Genomic DNA, 21,220 nt, shown 5'->3' with positions numbered 1-21,220 from the left:
GGGGAACGCAGCATGCTAACGGGCATACATGTTGCCTTCATCGGCGGAGACGCTCGCCAGTTGGAAGTCATTAAGCGATGCATACAACTGGATGCTAGCGTCACGTTAGTTGGCTTCGACAACCTGGAAAGTAATTTTACAGGGGCAACGAAGAAACCATTAACATGCGATGTGTTGAAAGACGTGGACGCCCTCATCCTACCCATCGTAGGGACCGATGACCAAGGATACGTGGAAAGTATTTTCTGCTCCAAACAAATGCAGTTGCTAGACGAACATGTGGCGAGTCTGCCGAGTCATTGCGTGGTTTACACGGGAATGGCAAAGCCTTATCTGAAAAAGCTGTTGGCTTCCACCCAGCTTCCGCTCGTGGAGCTATTGGATCGTGATGACGTAGCTATCTATAACTCTATCCCTACTGTAGAGGGAGCGTTAATGATGGCGATTCAACATACGGATATTACGATTCATGGATCACAGTCAATTGTTTTGGGGTTGGGCCGAACAGGTTTGTCCATGGCTCGAGCATTGCATGCGTTGGGAGCCCGCGTAAGAGTTGGGGCCAGACGTCAGGAACACTTGGCACGCATTTATGAGATGGGATTGACTCCCTTCCATATAAGCGAAGTAAGGCAACAGGTTACGAATGCTGATTTCATTTTTAATACCATCCCGCAATTATTACTCACGGCAGAAGTGATTGCTCAAATGCCTCAATCGGCGTTTATTCTTGATCTTGCCTCCAAACCAGGGGGAACGGATTTTCGTTACGCTGAAAGACGAGGTATTAAAGCTCTTCTTGCTCCCGGATTGCCTGGAATCGTTGCACCGAAAACCGCTGGACAAATTTTAGCCCAAACATTGTCTCGTCTTATTGCGGGTCAAAGGAAAGCGCCAGGAGGGGATGCAACATGAGTAAACTTCAGGGAAAGACCATTGGATTTGGTTTGTCTGGATCGCATTGTACCTTTGAGGAAACCATGCCGCAAATTAAGCGATTTGTGGATGCTGGGGCACGGGTGGTACCGATCGTATCGAATACGATTATGACCACGGATACACGCTTCGGTACTTCTCAAAGCTGGCAGCAACAAATCAAGGAACTGACAGGCGAGGAGCTTATTTCGACGATTCCTCAGGCTGAGCCGTTGGGACCTTCCAAGTTGTTGGATGTCATGCTGATTGCGCCTTGCACAGGCAGTACGACGAGTCGATTGGCGAATGCCATTACGGATAGTGCCGTATTGATGGCAGCTAAAGCGACGATGCGTAATCTGCGACCCATTGTGATTGCCATTTCCACCAATGATGGTCTGGGATTAAATGCAGCCAATATTGCCAAGCTATTGGCCGCGAAAAATATGTATTTCGTGCCGTTCGGGCAGGATGCCCCGGATAAAAAACCGAACTCGCTTGTAGCTCGTATGGATCTCCTATTGGAAACATGCGAAGCAGCTTTGGAAGGTCGACAATTGCAACCCTTGCTCATCGAAAGATTTAACTACTAATAAGACTACAGAATAAACAATTAACCTGCTTTTTCGCGATTAGGAGGAGAGTAAGAGATGGCAAACCAACTGACTTTCAACGTTGCTGTAGTCGGTGCGACTGGTGCAGTCGGACAGCAGATGATTCAACTATTAGAACAGCGCAACTTCCCAATCAAACAGCTTAAGCTGCTTGCTTCTGGACGTTCTGCAGGAAAAACAGTCACCTTCAAGGGGCAAGAAATTGTACTGGAAGAGGCGACTCCAGACAGTTTTGCAGGGGTTGATTTTGCCTTGTTTAGTGCTGGTGGATCGGTCAGTAAGGAACTGGCTCATCATGCAGTGCGTCACGGTGCAGTTGTCATTGACAATACCAGCGCATTCCGGATGGATCCAGATGTTCCTCTCGTTGTGCCAGAAGTAAACATGGATGCTGCGCTCGCTCATAATGGAATCATTGCGAATCCGAATTGCTCTACGATTCAGATGGTTGCCGCTCTAAAACCCTTGTATGATCGTTTTGGTATAGACCGAATCATCGTTTCTACTTACCAGGCAGTATCTGGTGCAGGTCAATCTGCGATCAATGAATTGCTCGACCAAAGTCGAGACATTTTGGATGGTAAAGAACCGCAGTGTAACGTACTTCCTGTAGGCAAATTGCCTGTACATCATCAGATTGCGTACAACGCGATTCCGCAGATTGATGTGTTCACCGACAATGGTTTTACTTATGAAGAAATGAAAATGGTCAATGAGACCAAAAAAATCTTCGGTGATGACACTGTACTTGTTTCAGCTACTTGCGTACGTATTCCAGTGGTCTATGGCCATAGCGAGTCGGTATATGTAGAGCTGAAACAGGATTACGATCTGGCAGAAGTAAAGGCCCTGCTGGAAAACGCTCCTGGTATCGTGTTAGTAGATGTGCCAGGGGAACAGCAGTACCCACTTGCTACTGATGCAACAGGCAAACTGGAAGTATTCGTGGGCCGGGTGCGTCGTGATCTCCATCATCCTCGTGGACTGCATATGTGGATCGTTTCTGACAATCTTCTCAAGGGTGCAGCATGGAATACAGTACAAATCGCTGAAGAACTCATAAAAGCAAGAGTATAGGGGAGAGGTTAGTGAAGATTCTCGTCCAGAAGTTCGGTGGTTCTTCCTTGACGACGGAGGATTGCCGGATGCGGGCAATCTACCATATGGAAAAAGCAATTGATGAGGGCTATGCCCTCGTCGTTGTCGTATCGGCGATGGGTCGCAAGGGTGATCCATACGCAACGGATACACTTTTGCAGTTGGTTCGTGCGAATGGGAACCAACTGCCAAGTCGTGAAATGGATATGCTGATGCATACCGGAGAAATCATCTCTGCTACCATCATGTGCAGCATGCTGAATGCACGAGGAATTAAAGCAACGATTTTGACAGGTGGTCAGGCAAATATTGTGACGAGCGACGATTTTACGAATGCACAAATCACGTCGATCGATCCAAGTCGCATTTTGCAAGACCTGGAGGAAAGTCAAGTTGTGATCGTTCCAGGGTTTCAGGGACGTACAGCCGATTGGGAAATTACGACACTGGGACGGGGCGGTAGCGATACAACTGCAACCGCTCTCGGTGTCGCCTTGAAGGCTGAAACGGTGGATATTTTCACCGACGTGGAAGGCATTATGACGGCGGACCCGCGCATCGTCGAGGAAGCGCAGCGACTTGGCATGGTGACCTACACGGAGATTTGCAACATGGCTCACCTGGGTGCAAAAGTCATTCATCCTAGAGCGGTGGAGATCGCGATGCACGCAAACGTGCCGATTCGTGTTCGCTCTACGTTTTCGGACGACCCCGGTACACTTGTTACAACCATGCTGGAGATCGGGAAAATGGGCTACACTGTACACGACAGAGTCGTCATGGGAATTGCTCATGTACCGAACATTACCCAGATCAAGGTAGCGAACAAAGAAGGGTCTTACGATACACAGTTACAAGTCTTCAAAACGATGGCTACCAATAACATCAGCGTAGATTTCATCAATGTGAACCCAATGGGTGTTGCTTACACGGTCCATGATGAAATGGGAGAGAAAGCTGCTCGTCTGTTAACGGAAATGGGATACGAGCCGCAGCTGTTACCGCACTGCGCAAAAGTGTCCGTGATTGGTGCAGGGATGACGGGCGTGCCGGGCGTGATGGCACGAATCGTGGAGGCACTTACGCAAGAAGACATTCAAATTCTTCAATCGGCAGACTCCCATACAACCATCTGGGTACTCGTGCATGAAATGGATATGGTGAAGGCTGTTCGTGCGCTTCATCAGCAGTTCAATCTGCATGTTCAACATATGTAAGAGCATATCCTGCCTTAAATACCTACTGATCACGATAAGAGGAGTTGGAGAGTGAGTGGCACGTTTTGGTAGACTGCTTACCGCAATGGTAACGCCTTTTAATGATCAACTTCAAATCGATTACGATAAAACAGAACGTTTGATTGATCATTTGATCGCAAATGGAACGACGGGGATTGTCGTCAGTGGAACGACTGGCGAATCTCCGACTTTGTCTCGTACCGAAAAGCTTGATCTGTTCCGTCATGTGGTATCCTACGCAAAAGGAAGAGTCCACATCATTGCTGGAACAGGCAGTAATGATACAGCTTCCAGTATAGAGTTCACTCAAGCTGTACAATCCATTGGCGTAGACGCTGTAATGCTCGTTGCACCCTATTACAGCAAGCCATCTCAAGAAGGGCTTTACGCACACTTTAAGGCATTGGCTGATGCTACCGAGTTGCCAATCATGCTGTACAATGTGCCAGGACGTACTGTTGTCAATATGACAGCGGAAACGACTCTGCGTTTGGCTCAACTGCCAAATGTCGTTTGCGTGAAGGAAGCCTCTGGCAACTTGTCGCAGATGTCGCAAATCATTGAACATGCTCAAGAAGGCTTTGAGCTGTATAGTGGTGATGATGGCTTAACCTTGCCGATCCTGTCTATCGGGGGAGTGGGCATTGTCAGTGTGGCGAGTCATATAGTTGGCCGCCCAATGACAGACATGATGGACGCTTATTTTGCAGGTAATTACGCAGATGCAGCAAGACTCCATCGCAAGCTGTTGCCGATTTTTGAAGGCCTGTTTGCCTACCCGAGCCCAGGACCGACCAAGGTCGCATTAGAAAAGCTCGGCGTTCAAGTTGGGGGCGTTCGATTGCCTCTAGTTGAGCTGAATGAACAAGAAAAAGCATTCGTTCATTCCCTGCTTGTTTAACTCCATAGAAAGATCAAGAGCCATTCCTGCCCGGGATGGCTCTTTTTCCTTGTGTTCATGATTTCACTTCGGGTATAATAAGAACAAGTGATTTGGGGCGGTTTTTTTGAGTGGACATGACAACTAAATATAGGAGGTTACACGTTTTGGCAAAGTCGAATCACTCTGTTCTCGTTTTCGCCCTGGGCGGAGTCGGCGAAATTGGGAAGAATATGTACGTGGTACAAAGCGGTGATGACATCGTAGTGATTGATGCCGGGTTGAAGTTCCCAGAAGAGGAAATGCTGGGGATTGATATGGTTATTCCGGATATCACCTACTTGGAGGAACATCGCGACAAGGTTCGGGGTATTATTATTACGCATGGACACGAAGACCACATCGGCGGCCTCAGCTACGTGCTGAAGCATTTGAAAGTCCCGGTTTATGCGACAAAACTTACCCTTGGTTTAATTGATGCAAAGTTAAAAGAAGCGGGCATCCTAAACGAAACAAAACGCGTATTGATCAACAGCGACTCGGAAGTCGTTCTCGGAAAGATGAAAGCGACCTTTTTCCGCGTAAACCACAGCATCCCGGATTGTGTAGGGGTATGCCTGGACACGCCAGAAGGTTACATCGTTCATACAGGAGACTTCAAGTTCGATCAAACACCTGTTAACAATCAGGTAGCTGATCTGGCAAAAATGGCGATGATCGGTGACAGAGGCGTTTTGTGCTTGCTCTCTGACAGTACGAATGCAGAACGGCCTGGATTTACCGGATCGGAACGCTCAGTGGGCAAAGCACTCATGGATGTGTTCAGCAAAGCATCTGGACGTATTGTGGTTTCTACGTTTGCATCAAATGTTCACCGCATTCAACAAGTGGTGGATGCTGCAGCACAGTTCAACCGTAAATTGACGGTTGTCGGCCGGAGCATGCAAAATGTTATTAATATCAGCAGAGACTTAGGGTACTTGTTGGTCCCTGAGGGCTTGATTGTTGAGATCGATGAAATCAACAAGCTGAATGCTGAACAAGTCGTTATTTTATCAACTGGAAGCCAAGGAGAGCCTATGTCCGCGCTCACTCGGATGGCCCGATCCGCCCATCGGAAAATTGACATCCTTCCAGGGGATACCGTTATTATTGCAGCCACTCCCATTCCAGGGAATGAAAAATACGTGGCGCGTACAATCGATCAATTATCGCGTATTGGTGCAGATGTCATTTATGGTGGCCATGGACCTAACGGAACCGTCCACGTCTCCGGTCATGGTAGCCAAGAAGAATTGCGCCTGATGCTAAACCTAATGAAGCCTAAGTACTTTATTCCTGTTCACGGTGAATATCGCATGTTGAAAACGCATGCCTTACTTGCTGAACAGGTTGGCATTCCTGAAGAAAACACGTTCTTGCTGGATAACGGCGATACAGTTGAATTCTTAGGGGGCAAGGCCCGTTACGGTGGAAAAGTTCATGCTGGCAACGTTTTGATTGACGGCTTGGGCGTTGGTGATGTAGGAAACATCGTGCTTAGAGATCGCAAATTACTGTCACAAGATGGCATACTGGTAGTTGTCGTTACACTCAGCAAACAAAATGGCACGATTTTGTCAGGTCCAGACATCATTTCTCGCGGTTTCGTCTACGTGCGTGAATCCGAAGAGTTGCTGGATGAGGCAAATCGCATAGTGACCCAAACACTTGTCAAATGCATGGAAGAAAATGTGAATGAATGGTCTTCACTGAAAAATAACGTAAAAGAGTCATTAGGCCGTTATCTGTACGAGCAAACGCGCAGACGTCCGATGATCTTGCCGATTATCATGGAAGTGTAGGATCACTTGATAAAGAGCTGGAAACCCTTTAGAAGAAGGGTTTCTGGCTTTTTTTGGCTTTGTGGGCGCATGATTTTTCCTCCCCTTATCCATACTACAGAGGAAAGTGAGGGAGGATCATCCATGCCGAATCAACAATTTAACGATTTTTTAAATAGGCCACCATTTGCAAGTACAGCGGTAAATAGTAAGGAATCCCAACCACAATCACCAACTGATGATCAGGAGCCTGCTGCTTCGCCGCCATCAGAAGCACCTGCACAAGAAGATCCGAAGAAAAAACTGCTCGATTCCATTACGCAACTGGGCCAGACAAACGTCCCACAGCTCGAAAGCAATATTTATTGTATGACCATCATCGGACAAGTAGAAGGACATATTCAGTTGCCCCCTCAAAATAAGACGACGAAATATGAGCACCTCATCCCTCAATTGGTTGCGGCAGAACAAAACAGCAAAATAGAGGGCGTGCTCGTCATTTTGAATACAGTTGGTGGGGATGTGGAAGCGGGCTTAGCGATTGCGGAAATGGTAGCGTCATTATCTAAACCGGTAGTCACACTCGTACTCGGCGGTGGTCATAGTATCGGTGTGCCAATTGCTGTAGCTGGTGCGTACTCATTTATTGCAGAAACCGCCACGATGACGATCCATCCGATCCGCTTGACGGGTCTTGTCATTGGTGTGCCGCAAACGTTTGAGTACTTGGACAAAATGCAAGATCGTGTAGTGAGCTTCATTTCCCGTCACTCCAATGTCTCGGAAGAAAAGTTCCGTGAGCTCATGACCCGAACCGGTGAATTGACACGAGACATCGGAACCAATGTGATTGGCGTAGATGCGGTTAAATACGGTTTGATTGATGAAGTCGGCGGCCTTGGAAGTGCTCTGAAAAAGCTGAACGAACTGATCAAATCGCAAAAAGGCGAGGAGAGTGTACTCCAATGATCTTATACTCCATCATTCCGATGGAAACGGTTTTTGAGAACATGGAGCAAGTGGAGAAACAAGAGCTGAAAGAGATCGCGGTGGGTCATGCCACGATGCTCATTGAGCAAACCGGACCGTTTGAAGGAAAAATCGTCAGGCTGATTAGTCCGGATCCGCAAGACTACCTGAAGGAGCAGTTCGCACCCGGACAAAAAATTCAGTTTCAACCTGAATGGCTCGCCTAAGAAGTCCTGTATTTCTATGAATTTCCTGTGTTATACTAGTGATGTACGAACAGCAGCCGAACATGCGACGGCTGCCTTTTTTAACGAATAGGAATTTATTAAATAAATTCCGGAGCGCATGGAAACTTTCCGCTAAAACGCGGTCGCTCTACGTTGAAAAGGCCTCGATAGAGGTTTTCTTACCATTACAGTACATAACGAGTGTAATGACGAGGAGGAGGCGTGCCATTGAGTAGGAGAAAAAAAGAGCGTTCACAAGCGGCATTGGCCTCAGTTGTCAAAATAGAGCTGCTGGGACTTCTCATCATCGTGCTGTCCTTGATCGGGCTTTTGGAGAGTGGATGGCTGGGCAAAAATGTACTGGCACTTCTATTTCGGTTTATTGCGGGCTCATGGGATTTCATCATTCCTGTTCTGCTAATCGGAATGGCCATACATATGATGTTTACGAGAAAGTCACCGAAGCTTACTTACCGCGTCTTAGGGATAGCGCTCATTGGTGTGGCGATTTTGACCTGGGATCACATGATTTTGTACAAACAAATTACCGCAGATGGAAAATTTGCAGAGCAAAGCATTATTAAGGTTACATGGGACAGAATTTGGCTCGATCATGGTCAGAAAGTGTCCACCACCGGGGTAGGCGGAGGGATGATCGGTGCCCTGTTTTTTGCGGTGACAAATGGTCTTGTTGGGACAATTGGTACGGGTCTCGTGATTGTTTTCCTTTTCCTTGTGGGACTGATGTTTCTGTTCAATCTCTCTTATGTAAACATTTTGATGTTTGCCAAGGACAAGCTCGCTTTGTTTTACGGAAAGGCGAAAAATACAGTGAAGGACTCTGTACAGCTTTTACAGGAAGAGAGCGAGAAGCGAAAGAAGGAAGCAAAGGAATCCGAAGAGGCTCGCAAGCAAAAGCAATCGGAGGAAGAGAACGGCACAATCGCGGTTACTGCGTTGAAAGAGCAAAAATCTCATCCACAGCCTGCTATTCAGGAGGAAGAAGTCCAGCAACCGAACGCCCCGTTAATTCGTGATTTTACGGATCGCATTGCGTTGGATGAGGATGAGGAACCGGTCGATCCTAGTCATCAAGCGAGAGCTGCACAACCGAAAACAAATCAGGAAATTACGTTTGCGCTCGAAGGAGAAGAAGAAATCTTCGGTACACTAGATACCAGAGAAGAACAGAACACCATACCGTATGAGCTTCCAAATCTGCAAATGCTCGCAAGACCTAAAGCGAGTTCTACAGGAAAAGACGTCGATCATACCTCAAATGCGGCGAAATTAGTGCAGACACTGAAGAGCTTTGGGGTCAATGCAACGGTTTCCGAAGTACATCGCGGACCAGCTGTTACACGCTATGAAGTTCAGCCTGCTACAGGGGTAAAAGTAAGTAGGATTGTCAGCTTGACGGATGACCTTGCTCTGGCATTGGCGGCAAAAGATATCCGGATTGAGGCACCAATCCCAGGAAAATCAGCCATTGGCATCGAGGTTCCGAACTCTGAGGTAGCGGTCGTATCACTACGAGAAGTGTTAGAAGCTCCTGAGTATCAAGATGCGCCAGGGAAGCTTACCGTTGCTCTTGGCCGGGATATTTCCGGAGAGCCGATCGTAGCAGATTTGACGAAAATGCCCCATTTGCTCGTAGCGGGGGCGACGGGAAGCGGAAAATCAGTATGCATTAACGGATTAATCATGAGTATTTTGTTCAAGGCCAAACCAGAAGAAGTCAAGCTGATGATGGTTGACCCGAAAATGGTGGAACTGAATGTGTACAACGGAATTCCACATTTGTTGGCTCCTGTTGTTACTGACCCGAGAAGAGCTTCTGTTGCATTGAAAAAGGTCGTGGCAGAGATGGAGCGGCGTTATAATTTGTTTGCCAAAACAGGGAGCCGCAATATTGAAATGTACAATGCGCAAGTGGAAGGGACGCCACTTCCCTATATTGTCGTCATTGTCGATGAGCTTGCGGACTTGATGATGGTAGCTCCGGGAGAAGTGGAGGATGCGATTTGTCGACTCGCGCAAATGGCTCGTGCTTCCGGGATTCATCTCATCATCGCGACACAACGTCCTTCCGTAGATGTCATTACGGGTGTGATCAAGGCGAACATCCCTTCCCGCATTGCCTTTGGGGTATCTTCGATGGCTGACTCCAGAACGATTCTGGATATGGGAGGAGCGGAAAAGCTTCTTGGTAGAGGGGACATGCTTTCGCTGCCGATGGGGGCATCCAAGCCGACTCGTGTTCAAGGAGCTTTTGTATCCGACAAGGAAGTAGAAGAGGTTGTTCGTTTTGTGAAAGAACAGCAAGAGGTTCGCTACAATGAAGAGATGATCCCGGGTGACGTGCAAGAGGAACAGCAGCCAGTCGTGGATGATGAACTGTACGATCAAGCTGTTCAAATTGTTTCAGAAGCCCAAACGGCATCGGCATCCTTGCTGCAGCGTCGTCTCCGTGTCGGTTATACGCGAGCGGCACGATTGATTGATATGATGGAAGCTCAAGGAATAGTCGGTCCTTATGAGGGAAGCAAGCCTCGTGAGGTTCGTCTACCACGTCCGTCCATAGAAAGCAATATTTCATAGTGAAAGACCCTGCCAGTATTTGTACCGGCAGGGTCTTTTTTCCTATTTTAGGAGAAAAATCCCTGTCGAAATTAATCATTTTGCATTATTATTCATAAATATTTGGCTTGCATGATACTCGCCCCTCATGTAAACTTTTTAAGAGATTGACGGAAATTGTTGTTATTTAAGTCTCATACGAATCAGAGGTCTGACGTCCTACCTGTTGGGATGGCTGAAGGACAGCAGGAGTGAATGATGATGAGCATCAAAGGGAATGTTCGATCACTGTTTCTCTTGGTAATGGACAAGATCAAGAGTGATATCGAAACCGGACTTCTTCGTCCTGGTGAACGCCTCCCTTCTGAAGCCGAACTATCCAAACAGCTTGGTGTAAGCAGGGCGACGCTTCGCGAGGCACTCCGACTTCTTGAGGAAGAGAAGATTGTCATTCGTAGACACGGTGTAGGTACCTTTATTAATTCAAAGCCTGTTTTTTCAGGCGGGATTGGGGAACTCTTTAGTGTGACGGATGCAATTGAGCGTCAAGGATATACGGCAGGAACCTTGATCCTGAAAACATCCTTTGGCGAATCTGCTGAAGAAGAGAGGAAGCGGCTAGCCTTAAATCCGGGTGAAGGCGTTCTCATAGTAGAGCGAATTCGCACGGCTGACGGTGAGCCTGTGGTTTATTGTGTGGACCGCATTCCTGCACATCTGGTGCCCGGGGGCTATGCGGCAAGTGGAGAGTCTATCTTCAAATGGCTGGAGAGCGTAACAGGGGTAAGGATCGCATACGCAGTAGCCGATATTGAACCCATGGGCTACAATGAAAAGGTTTCCAACCTGCTGCATTGCGATAAATCTGCTCCCATGCTCTTGCTCAAACAGATTCATTACGACGAAAGTGAAAAGCCAGTGCTATACTCCCATAATTACTTCAGGGCTGACAAAATTCACTTTCATGTCGTACGGAGACGGTTGTAACTGTGGGGGCAACCTCACTCAACAATTTCATCAACTAAAAACAGGGGGTAATCTCAGATGAAGAAAGTTCTATCCGTGCTTTCTGTGGCAACACTCAGCCTGTCGCTCGTTCTCGCTGGCTGCGGAAGCAAACCAGAAGCACAGCCTCAAGGCCAAACTGGTAGCAATGGTGGTGCTCCAGCTGCTAAAGCTATCAAAGTAGGTATGGTTACAGACGTTGGCGGCGTAAACGACAACTCCTTTAACCAGAGTGCTTGGGAAGGGCTGCAAAAACTCCAAACCGATTTGAATCTCCCGAAAGAAAACGTAAACTATCTGCAATCTAAATCAGATGCTGACTATGTACCAAACCTGACTCAATTCGTAAAAGACGGTTGGGATCTGACTTGGGGTATCGGCTTCTTGATGGGTGACCACCTGAAAAAAGTAGCAGATGAAAACAAAAACGCAAAATTGGCGATCATCGACGCTGAAGTAGATGCTCCTAACGTAGCATCTGTACTCTTCAAAGAGCATGAAGGCTCCTTCCTCGCTGGTGTTGTTGCAGCGAAGATGACGAAAACGAAAAAAGTTGGTTTCGTTGGTGGCGTTGATATCCCGGTAATCAAACGCTTTGATCTTGGCTTCGAAGCAGGTGTAAAAGCTGTTGATCCAAGCATTCAAGTAATCAAAGTATACACTGGTGCTTTTGATAAACCAGACATGGGTAAATCTACGGCTTCCTCTATGTACGGTCAAGGTGTGGACATCATCTTCCACGCTTCCGGCGGTACAGGTGACGGTGTGTTCAACGAAGCAAAAGACCGTAAAGCTAAAGGCGAAAACGTATGGGTAATCGGTGTTGACAAAGACCAATCCCTGACTTTTGGCGACGAGATCACATTGACTTCCATGGTAAAACGTGTTGACGAAGCAGTTATTCGTGTAGCGAAAGACTTGTCTGAGGGTAAATTCAAAGGCGGAGTACAATGGCTCGGACTGGCTGAAAACGGTGTAGGTCTGGCTGACACTTCCACGCAGAACGTTCCTGAAGACGTACTGAAACTGGTTGAAGAATACAAGCAAAAAATCGTTAAAGGCGAAATCACAGTTCCTGACAAGTAAAAACTAAGGAAGCTGCAAACGGACAAGGCTGGTTCGAGCTACTGGCCTTGTCCTTTACCTTCACAATAGACCCGAAAAATGGGGTGAGCATGCATGAACTCGGTAAAAAAAGTGGTTGAAATGAGAGGGATCACAAAACGGTTCCCAGGCATTATTGCGAATGACAGTATTACGCTGTCCGTAGGTAAAGGTGAAATTCATGCGCTGCTCGGAGAGAATGGCGCGGGTAAGTCCACACTCATGAATATCTTGTTCGGACTATATCAGCCGGATGAAGGCGAAATTCTGATTAACGAGAAAGTTGTACAGATCACCAGTCCAAAGATTGCAAACGACCTTGGTATCGGAATGGTTCACCAACATTTTATGCTCGTAGAAACATTTACAGTCACGGAAAACATTGTGCTAGGAAATGAACCGAAAAACGGGTTGAAGATAGATATTCAAAGCGCTGAGAAAGCGGTAGAAAAACTGTCGAATCAATACGGGCTCAAAGTTGATCCGAGAGCAAAAATTCAGGATATCTCAGTAGGGATGCAGCAGCGTGTTGAGATTTTGAAAACGCTTTATCGCGGTGCGGACATCTTGATTTTTGATGAGCCTACGGCTGTATTGACGCCGCAGGAAATCCATGAACTTATCGAGATCATGCATAACTTGGTAAAAGAAGGTAAGACGATTATCCTGATCACACACAAGCTGAAAGAAATTATGGCAGTATGTGACGCGGTAACAATCATTCGTCGCGGAAAAGTCATTGATTCCGTTTTGGTAAAAGATACGAATCCAGACGACTTGGCTGCAAAAATGGTTGGTCGTGAAGTAAACTTCCGCGTGGATAAAACGGAAGCAAAACCTAAAGATACGATCTTGGCCGTAGAGAAATTGACTGCAGTGGGGAACCGCGGTGTGAATGCTCTGAACAATCTCAGCTTAGAGGTTCGCGCGGGTGAAATTCTTGGGATTGCAGGGGTCGACGGAAATGGCCAAAGTGAACTGATTGAAGTATTAACTGGCTTACGTAAAGCAACAAGTGGGCGTGTCCTTCTTAATGGCAAAGAAATTACGAATCAAAGTCCGCGAAACATTTCGGAATCAGGATTGTCTCACATTCCAGAAGACCGACATAAACGAGGATTGGTTCTTGATTTCACCATGAGTGAAAACATGGTATTGGAAACGTATTTCCATCCAACGTTTTGCAAAGGCGGTTTTCTTGATTATGGCGCCATTGACAAGCATGCGGCCAAGCTTATCGAAGAATTCGACGTTCGAACTCCGAGTATTTACACGCCAGCACGAGCGCTTTCGGGAGGAAACCAACAGAAGGCAATTATTGCCCGCGAAGTGGACAAGAACCCGGATTTGCTGATTGCGGCTCAACCTACTCGTGGCTTGGACGTAGGGGCTATCGAATTCATTCATCGCAGACTAATTGATCAACGCGATCAAGGAAAAGCGGTTCTCTTGCTTTCCTTAGAATTGGATGAGGTTATCAATGTGTCCGACCGGATTGCGGTTATTTATGAGGGAGCTATTGTGGGGATTGTCGATGCGAAATCGACATCGGAGCAAGAGCTCGGCTTGATGATGTCCGGCGGGAAAGTAATGCAAGGAGGGGGAAACGATGAATAGAGTTATTGCGGTCTTCACAAAAGAATCGTTTCTCGTTCCTGCCGTTGCGATCATTCTTGGTCTTTTGACTGGGGCAATCGCAATGTTGGCAGGTGGATTTAATCCAATCGATGCCTATATGGCTTTGCTTAAAAAAGTATTTGGTAGCGCGTATAACTTTGGTGAAACGATTCGCCAAATTACACCTTTGATCTTTACAGGTTTGGCTGTAGCGTTTGCTTTCCGTACAGGTCTCTTTAACATCGGGGCAGAAGGTCAATTTATCGTAGGGATGATTGCTTCTACTGTTGTAGGTGTTTCTTTTGACCTTCCAGCTATCATTCATGCTCCACTTGCTATCATTGCAGGTGCTGTAGCAGGTGGTTTGTGGGGTGCCATTGCCGGTTATTTGAAAGCAGCCCGTGGTGTCAATGAGGTTATTACCAGCATTATGTTGAACTGGGTAGCTCTTTACTTTGCAAACTGGGTCATGAATGCCTTCTTTATTCCAGCAGGCAAACAAACATCTGAAGAGGTAAAGGATTCTGCGATCATTACCATTGGATGGCTCGCTGAAATGTTTGACAATGCTCGTTTGCACTGGGGTACACTGATTGCTGTACTCGCAGCTATTTTCTTCTATATCATCCTTTGGAAAACAAAATCTGGTTTTGAATTGCGTTCCGTTGGTTTGAACCCGCATGCTTCTGAGTATGCTGGTATGAACGTGAATCGTAATGTTGTAAAGGCTATGTTTATTGGTGGTATGTTTGCAGGGATTGGTGGAGCTACTGAGATTTTGGGCGTATTCCACTATCAAGCGATTATGACGCAGCATACTGGCTATGGCTTTGATGGAATTGCGGTAGCATTGATTGGCGGAAATACACCATTCGGGGTTATCCTTGCTGCCATATTGTTTGGGGTTCTCACATTCGGTGCGAGCGGTATGCAATTTAGTGCAGGTGTACCGTTTGAATTGATTCGTGTCGTGATTGCTTCCGTTATTTTCTTCGTTGCTGCACATGGCATCGTGAAAATGTTTATTAAGCCGATCTTGAAGAAGAAAAAGGAAGGTGGAAACTGATGGATTGGGGATTAATTCTTAGCAACCTCGTTCATGATACCATCGTGTTTTCCACTGCCTTGATTTTTGCAGCATTGGGTGGACTGTACTCCGAGCGTTCTGGTGTCGTGAACATTGCGCTAGAAGGTATGATGATTATCGGTGCTTTTACTGGTGCCGTAATGACCTATGCTTTCCAAGATTCACTTGGTGCTTGGGCACCGTGGGTCGGATTTATTGCAGCGGGGATTGCCGGTTCTATTTTTGCACTCCCACATGCTGTTGCTTCGGTAACGTTTAAAGCGGACCAGACCGTCAGCGGTGTGGCCCTGAACTTCTTGGCAGCTGGACTTTCCATCTACCTGACCAAAATTATTTTTAACGGAGCAGGTCAGACAACGACATTGAACTCAGTGTTTAACAAATTCAGTATTCCTGGATTGAGTGAAATTCCGTATATCGGACATGCCATTTTTGAGGCTTATCCTACGAGCTATCTAGCTTTCATTGCAGTTTTCCTTACTTGGTATATTGTATTCAAGACACCATTCGGATTGCGCTTGCGTGCAGTTGGTGAGCATCCGCGGGCTGCTGATACAGTAGGGATCAATGTTAAGAGAATGCGCTACACAGCTGTTATGATCAGTGGTATGCTGGCTGCGTTGGGTGGAGCTACCATTTCTTTGACGACAACCAGTAACTTTTCCCATAACACGGTTTCCGGACAAGGGTTTATCGCGATTGCGGCCTTGATCTTTGGTAAATGGCATCCAATGGGTGCGATGGGAGCAGCTTTATTCTTTGGTGTCGCTCAAGCGATCAAGTCTTTGGTGCAAATCTTCGGGTTGACCAATTACATTCCTACTGAATTTATTTTCATGCTTCCGTACGTACTGACGATTCTCGTGATGGCTGGTCTGGTAGGGCGATCCAGTGCTCCAGCGGCCCTCGGTAAACCTTACGATACGGGATCGCGTTAATCATTCGTTGACAAAATTTAGCGTCTAGAACCTGTCACTTCCCCTGTGCGATAATTTTTGTGACTGCTTGCGGTCCGCAAATAACGGTCCTAACCGTATTTGCAAATTGTCTGTGGGGAGGGAAAAAGATGAACCGCTGTCTACATCAGTACAGCAGTTATCGATGGAACAGGATTCTAGGCGCTTTTGTTTTTTGCCTGATGATAGCAGTATCCGGTGGAATGGTTTCAGCAAAAGAGCTAGGACCGATCATTTCTGTCGTTGTCGATGGAATGGGAGTCCAATCAGATGTATCACCAATCCATCGAAATGGGCGCATGCTCGTTCCAATACGAGTAGTAGCGGAGGCAACAGGATCAGAAGTAAGCTACGATGCAGATACGCAAAAAGTATTGCTCAACAAAAAAGGCAAGCATATCACCCTTACAATTGGAAGCCAGACTGCGAACGTAGATGGAAAACGTTTGAAGATGGATGTTTCTCCAATCATTGTGAATAAGCGGACGCTTGTTCCGATCCGATTTATCTCCGAGGCATTTGGCTATCAAGTTCGATGGGATGAGACGTCGGCTGTTGCATACATACAATCCAAAACTGTGGAAGACAAGGCTGCGAGTGTGAAATACTCCTTGAATCCATATGTCGTTCAACAGGGAGATACCTTATCAAAAATTGCAGCTCGCCACGGCACGAACATGAGTGCCATTCAAAAAAATAACCCGCTCTCTTCTGATGAGTTACTGGTGGGCCAAATTTTATATTTGCCAGAAGATGCAAAAAGAGCTGAGCATCCGATGGCCACAAAAGTTGTGGATGCGGATGATCAATTGATTGGGAAACAATTTCGGTTTCCTTTCCACGATAATAGTGGATATGAGCCGTATGGGGATAGCTTCGGATCCGATCGAGAGTGGACCGAGTCGAATAGCGGCAGTGTCCGTAATCACAAGGGCATCGACATTATGGCACCGAAAGGAACGCCGATTTACTCGGTATCCGATGGGACAATCAACAAAGTGGGCTGGAATACGTATGGTGGCTGGAGAGTAAACATTACGGATGAGAATGGCCAATATCGGATGTATTACGCTCATTTGCAAGCGTATGCGCCAGGATTGCATGTAGGGAAAACGATAAAAGCTGGACAGCTGATCGGTTTTGTTGGAGATACAGGCTACGGTGGAACTGGTACAGTGGGAATGTTTGAACCTCACCTGCATTTTGGCCTCTATCGTAACAGTACGGGGAAAGCAATCGATCCGTATGATTACTTGCGGATTTGGGAGCAAAATAAAGTGGAGAGTCTCCTCTAATATTTGGACAAACTACTACGGAGTACCTTCACGAATAAAAGGAGGCCCGTCGTATGTGGACTTGTCCGTACTGTGGGGGAAGCCACGGCTTACCCTTTCATGATGAGCAGTTGGATGGCATGCTCTGTCTCTCGTCTGATTGCGGTCGATTTGTTGAAGAGCATAGCACATCGGATGATCCTCGAGACTGGGATGCGATGGATATGTAAGGAAAAGAGTGAGCGCCCTTCGTAAAAAGGTGCGTTTGCTCTTTTTTTATATAATGGAAGCGCTGTGATTTGCGTATTACGGGACTTGCGTGAGTGCATAGGATGAAGCACTGGGATATATAATGGAAGATTCTGATGCTTGATGCCCTGACAATTGGTTACAATAGAGAAGAGTATGAGTAAGCTGATGGAGAAGGGAGATTGAACTATGACTGCTTCTACAACTGAAATTGCCTTTCAAAGCTCCCAAATCAATGGGATGAACGTACATATCCTTCCAACCGAAAAGTTCAAGACAACGACGATCGTGACGATGATTGAACAAGCGCTATCGGAGGAGCACGTAACGAAAACAGCATTGCTTGCGATGGTCATGAAACGTGCCAGCGCTCGTTTTCCAGAAACGAAACTATTGCGAGCACATTTGGATTTCCTGTATGGTGCCATTTTTGATGTCGATGTCATGAAAAAAGGCGAGCGGCAAATCCTGCAAATTTATATGGAAGTACCGAATGAAAAGTATTTGTCCAATGAATCCTCACTTTTGGAGCAGGCCATCGAATTCGTAGGAGATATGCTCGTCAGACCGTATGTACAAGACAACGCTTTTTCCGAAAAGTACTTGGCACAGGAAAAAGAGACGCTACGAAAACGGATGGAGAGTTTGATCGACGACAAAATGAAGTATGCGAATCAACGCGTGACAGAAGAAATGTGTAAAGGTGAACCATTCTCGCTTCTCGTCCAAGGTCGTGTAGCGGATTTGCCAAAGATCACTGGCCAGGAGCTGTATCAATATTTTAAAGAAGTAACGACGACAAATCCGATCAATATGTTCGTGGTGGGCGATGTTGATCAGCAGGAAGTAAGCGAGGCTATTCGCAAGCATATCCCAGTGGAGCGTTCCCAAGTAGGAGAACTGCAGATCGCATCAACGGCGAAGGATGTATCGGCTGAGCGCGAAGTGATCGATCGACTCGATGTCAACCAAGCAAAGCTCAACATCGGTTGCCGCACGCAGATCACTTATAAGGATGACGATTATCCAACGCTGCTCTTGTTCAACGGGATTTTAGGTGGTTTTCCGCACTCCAAGCTGTTTGTGAACGTCCGTGAAAAAGAAAGTCTTGCTTACTATGCCGTTTCCAGGCTAGAGAGCCACAAAGGGATTCTCATGATTATGTCCGGGATTGATGTCAGCAAATATCAACGTGCGGTTGAGATTATTAAGCAGCAGCTTGATCTAATGCAACAAGGAACCATATCAGATGAGGAAATGAGCCAAACGCGTGCAACTTTGTCTAATCAGTTCCGTGAACTGTTGGACAGTGCGCGCGGGATGATTGATTTTACGTACAATGGTGTGATTAGTGGACGTCCTCGGAAAATCGAAGAGCTTTTGGCGGGGATCAACCAAGCGACCATTGAGGATATCAAGAAGGTAGCAAGCAAGGTGACGATTGACACGATTTATCTGCTGCGGGACAAGAAGGGAGAGGCATAAGATGCAGACCACTGTCTTTGAACAAGTAAATGAAACGGTATATCATGAGACTCTCCAAAATGGATTGCAAGTTTATCTGGTTCCCAAACAGGGCTTCAGCAAAACATACGCTGTGTTCACTACGCGTTACGGCTCCATTGACAGCCATTTCCGCACTCGAAGCGGGGAAGAAATCAATGTTCCCGACGGCATTGCGCATTTTCTTGAGCACAAAATGTTTGAGAAGAAAGATCGGGATGTCATGCACGAATTCAGTAAAAACGGGGCGAGCTGTAATGCATTCACGAGCTTCAATCGTACCGCTTATTTGTTCTCGTGCACAGATAAGCTAGATGACAATCTGAATCTGCTGCTCGATTATGTGCAAGACCCATATTTTACAGATGCCAGTGTAGAAAAGGAAAAAGGAATCATTGGCCAGGAAATCACCATGTACGATGACAATCCTGACTGGAAGGTGTACGTGAACCTCTTGAAGGCCATGTACCAAAAGTATCCGATTAACATTGAGATTGCGGGTACGATCGAGACGATCTCTCATATTACAAAAGAATATTTGTATCAGTGCTATGAAACGTTTTATCATCCTGCCAATATGCTCCTATTGGTCGTGGGTTCCTTCGAACCAGAAGCGATCATGAAGCTCATTCGTGAAAATCAGGGAGCAAAGGAGTTTGCTCCTGCGCCACAAATCACGCGCGTTTTTCCAGAAGAGCCATCAGCTCCAGCGGAAGCGAAAGTAGAAGCGTTTCTAACAGTTGGCTTGCCCAAATGCATGATCGGAATCAAGGAAAAGGAAAACGGTCTAACGAAGGAAGCCTTGTTAAAACGCGAGTTGACTACTAAACTGGTATTGGACATCGCGTTCGGCACAAGCTCCGCTGTCTATGAGCGTTTGTATGACAGTGAGCTGATTACGGAAAGCTTTGATTTTGACTACAGCAGCGAGCAGGATTATGCGTATACGATCATTGGTGGAGATACACCTGATCCAGAGCGTTTAGTGGAAACGATCAAAGCAGAAATCGAACAGTTGAAGCAAAACGGTATAGCCCAAGATGATTTTGAGCGTGCGAAGCGTAAAAAAATCGGAAACTTCCTGCGTTCTCTAAACTCCGTGGAGTTTATCGCTAACCAGTTTACCAGCTTCAAATTTAACGGAAATGATCTGTTTTCCGTAGTGCCTACCTTGGAGTCGATCACACGCGAAGATGTGGAAAAACGTTTGAAGGAGCATTTTTTAATCGAGCAGATGGCTGTTTCTATCGTTCGTTCCGCTTCGCCACAGGAGTAATGTATTCATGTTCAAGCAAGAGACGCCGTGGGCGTTAATTACGGGAGCTTCCGGAGAGATCGGGCAGGCGATCGGTGCCTACCTGATTGATGCGGGGGTTCCCCTTTATCTGCATTACAATCGAAATAAAGAAAAATTGGAGCCGTTGGTGCAAAAATGCCAGGAGCGGGGTGTTCCGTACGTCATCCTCCAAGCTGATCTACGGGATCCACAGCAAATTACGGCGATGTTTGCTCAGATGCAGGTTGCACCACTATTGATCGTAAACAATGCCTCTGTGGATGATGTCGGCTTATTTACGGATGTGACTGTCGAGAAATTCGATGAGCTCATCGCTCTTAATGTTCGTTCCGCTTTTTTGGTCTGTCAAGCTGCTGTTCCGGCCATGCTGCGCGCAAGGTATGGGCGTATCGTTAACATTTCTTCCATTTGGGGACTGACAGGCGGTTCATGTGAAGTGCTGTATTCCATGACCAAAGGAGCAGTCAATACGTTCACCAAAGCCCTGGCAAAGGAAATGGCCCCAAACGGAATCACGGTAAATGCAGTCGCTCCTGGGGCTATTGCTGGCGGAATGATGGAGCGCTTTGCTCCAGATGAAATGGAAATGATCGCGGAAGAAATTCCGGCCAACCGTCTTGGACAGCCATATGAGGTAGCCGCAGTCGTGCGCTTTTTGCTTTCGGCGGATTCCAGTTATGTGACGGGGCAAGTGATTAGTCCAAACGGTGGATGGTACACGTAGAAGAGAAGTATGCATGAATAAAATACGAGAAATGATGGAATTCTACCTTTTGTGTGGGCA

At 46.7% G+C, this 21,220-nt stretch carries 19 protein-coding genes; all 19 read left to right on the top strand.

Annotated elements, in window-relative coordinates:
• Positions 1-12: 12 nt before the first annotated feature.
• The 19 genes from dpsA to ymfI all read left to right on the top strand — a co-directional run bounded on the left by dpsA (position 13) and on the right by ymfI (position 21,160).
• Positions 13-915, top strand: a complete 903-nt coding sequence (gene dpsA / locus HPY28_RS05115) for a dipicolinate synthase subunit DpsA (RefSeq protein WP_017249282.1) — start codon at positions 13-15, stop codon at positions 913-915.
• Positions 912-1,508, top strand: a complete 597-nt coding sequence (locus HPY28_RS05110; protein ID WP_007719213.1) for a dipicolinate synthase subunit B — start codon at positions 912-914, stop codon at positions 1,506-1,508. Before dpsA ends, HPY28_RS05110 begins: the two co-directional genes overlap by 4 nt.
• Positions 1,509-1,565: 57 nt before the next feature.
• A complete protein-coding gene (locus HPY28_RS05105; protein ID WP_069849223.1) occupies positions 1,566-2,606 on the top strand; it encodes an aspartate-semialdehyde dehydrogenase in 1,041 nt (346 codons plus the stop codon).
• 11 nt (positions 2,607-2,617) lie between these two features.
• Positions 2,618-3,844 carry an aspartate kinase gene (dapG, locus tag HPY28_RS05100; protein ID WP_017249280.1) on the top strand — a complete coding sequence of 409 codons (1,227 nt, stop codon included), beginning with the start codon at positions 2,618-2,620 and terminating at the stop codon, positions 3,842-3,844.
• A gap of 55 nt (positions 3,845-3,899) precedes the next feature.
• Positions 3,900-4,766: a 4-hydroxy-tetrahydrodipicolinate synthase gene (gene dapA / locus HPY28_RS05095; RefSeq protein WP_174230194.1), complete on the top strand. Its 867-nt coding sequence runs from the start codon at positions 3,900-3,902 to the stop codon at positions 4,764-4,766.
• 146 nt (positions 4,767-4,912) lie between these two features.
• Positions 4,913-6,589, top strand: coding sequence for a ribonuclease J (locus HPY28_RS05090; RefSeq protein WP_017249278.1), 1,677 nt, complete (start codon positions 4,913-4,915; stop codon positions 6,587-6,589).
• A 123-nt stretch (positions 6,590-6,712) separates the two neighbouring features.
• Complete coding sequence (locus HPY28_RS05085) at positions 6,713-7,537, top strand: ClpP family protease (protein ID WP_017249277.1); 825 nt, start codon at positions 6,713-6,715, stop codon at positions 7,535-7,537.
• A complete protein-coding gene (locus HPY28_RS05080) occupies positions 7,534-7,764 on the top strand; it encodes a YlzJ-like family protein (RefSeq protein ID WP_017249276.1) in 231 nt (76 codons plus the stop codon). The genes HPY28_RS05085 and HPY28_RS05080 overlap by 4 nt, the downstream gene beginning before the upstream one ends.
• Before the next feature lie 222 nt (positions 7,765-7,986).
• On the top strand, positions 7,987-10,365 hold the full coding sequence (locus HPY28_RS05075; RefSeq protein WP_017249275.1) for an FtsK/SpoIIIE family DNA translocase: 2,379 nt from the start codon (positions 7,987-7,989) through the stop codon (positions 10,363-10,365).
• A gap of 240 nt (positions 10,366-10,605) precedes the next feature.
• Positions 10,606-11,331 carry a GntR family transcriptional regulator gene (locus HPY28_RS05070; protein WP_017249274.1) on the top strand — a complete coding sequence of 242 codons (726 nt, stop codon included), beginning with the start codon at positions 10,606-10,608 and terminating at the stop codon, positions 11,329-11,331.
• Positions 11,332-11,388: 57 nt separating this feature from the next.
• Complete coding sequence (locus HPY28_RS05065; RefSeq protein ID WP_174230193.1) at positions 11,389-12,435, top strand: BMP family lipoprotein; 1,047 nt, start codon at positions 11,389-11,391, stop codon at positions 12,433-12,435.
• Between the two features lie 93 nt (positions 12,436-12,528).
• Positions 12,529-14,070, top strand: a complete 1,542-nt coding sequence (locus HPY28_RS05060) for an ABC transporter ATP-binding protein (RefSeq protein WP_174230192.1) — start codon at positions 12,529-12,531, stop codon at positions 14,068-14,070.
• The gene (locus HPY28_RS05055; RefSeq protein ID WP_174230191.1) at positions 14,063-15,136 is read left to right on the top strand and encodes an ABC transporter permease; all 1,074 of its coding nucleotides are present in this window, start codon (positions 14,063-14,065) and stop codon (positions 15,134-15,136) included. Before HPY28_RS05060 ends, HPY28_RS05055 begins: the two co-directional genes overlap by 8 nt.
• Entirely contained in the window at positions 15,136-16,095 is a 960-nt protein-coding gene (locus HPY28_RS05050; RefSeq protein WP_017249270.1) for an ABC transporter permease, read from the top strand. The genes HPY28_RS05055 and HPY28_RS05050 overlap by 1 nt, the downstream gene beginning before the upstream one ends.
• Before the next feature lie 128 nt (positions 16,096-16,223).
• Positions 16,224-17,408: a stalk domain-containing protein gene (locus HPY28_RS05045; RefSeq protein WP_174230190.1), complete on the top strand. Its 1,185-nt coding sequence runs from the start codon at positions 16,224-16,226 to the stop codon at positions 17,406-17,408.
• Positions 17,409-17,461: 53 nt separating this feature from the next.
• Positions 17,462-17,617 carry a hypothetical protein gene (locus HPY28_RS05040; RefSeq protein ID WP_007719195.1) on the top strand — a complete coding sequence of 52 codons (156 nt, stop codon included), beginning with the start codon at positions 17,462-17,464 and terminating at the stop codon, positions 17,615-17,617.
• 208 nt (positions 17,618-17,825) lie between these two features.
• The gene (yfmF, locus tag HPY28_RS05035; protein WP_069849201.1) at positions 17,826-19,121 is read left to right on the top strand and encodes an EF-P 5-aminopentanol modification-associated protein YfmF; all 1,296 of its coding nucleotides are present in this window, start codon (positions 17,826-17,828) and stop codon (positions 19,119-19,121) included.
• 1 nt (position 19,122) lies between these two features.
• A complete protein-coding gene (gene yfmH / locus HPY28_RS05030) occupies positions 19,123-20,415 on the top strand; it encodes an EF-P 5-aminopentanol modification-associated protein YfmH (RefSeq protein ID WP_017249267.1) in 1,293 nt (430 codons plus the stop codon).
• Positions 20,416-20,422: 7 nt separating this feature from the next.
• A complete protein-coding gene (gene ymfI / locus HPY28_RS05025; protein ID WP_017249266.1) occupies positions 20,423-21,160 on the top strand; it encodes an elongation factor P 5-aminopentanone reductase in 738 nt (245 codons plus the stop codon).
• Positions 21,161-21,220 lie beyond the last annotated feature (60 nt).

The organism is Brevibacillus sp. HB1.2, from assembly GCF_013332495.1.
In the GTDB taxonomy this organism is placed as follows: Bacteria; Bacillota; Bacilli; order Brevibacillales; family Brevibacillaceae; genus Brevibacillus; species Brevibacillus porteri.
The sequence above is the reverse complement of the archived record's forward strand: the minus strand, read 5'-3'. Positions and strand labels throughout refer to the sequence as shown.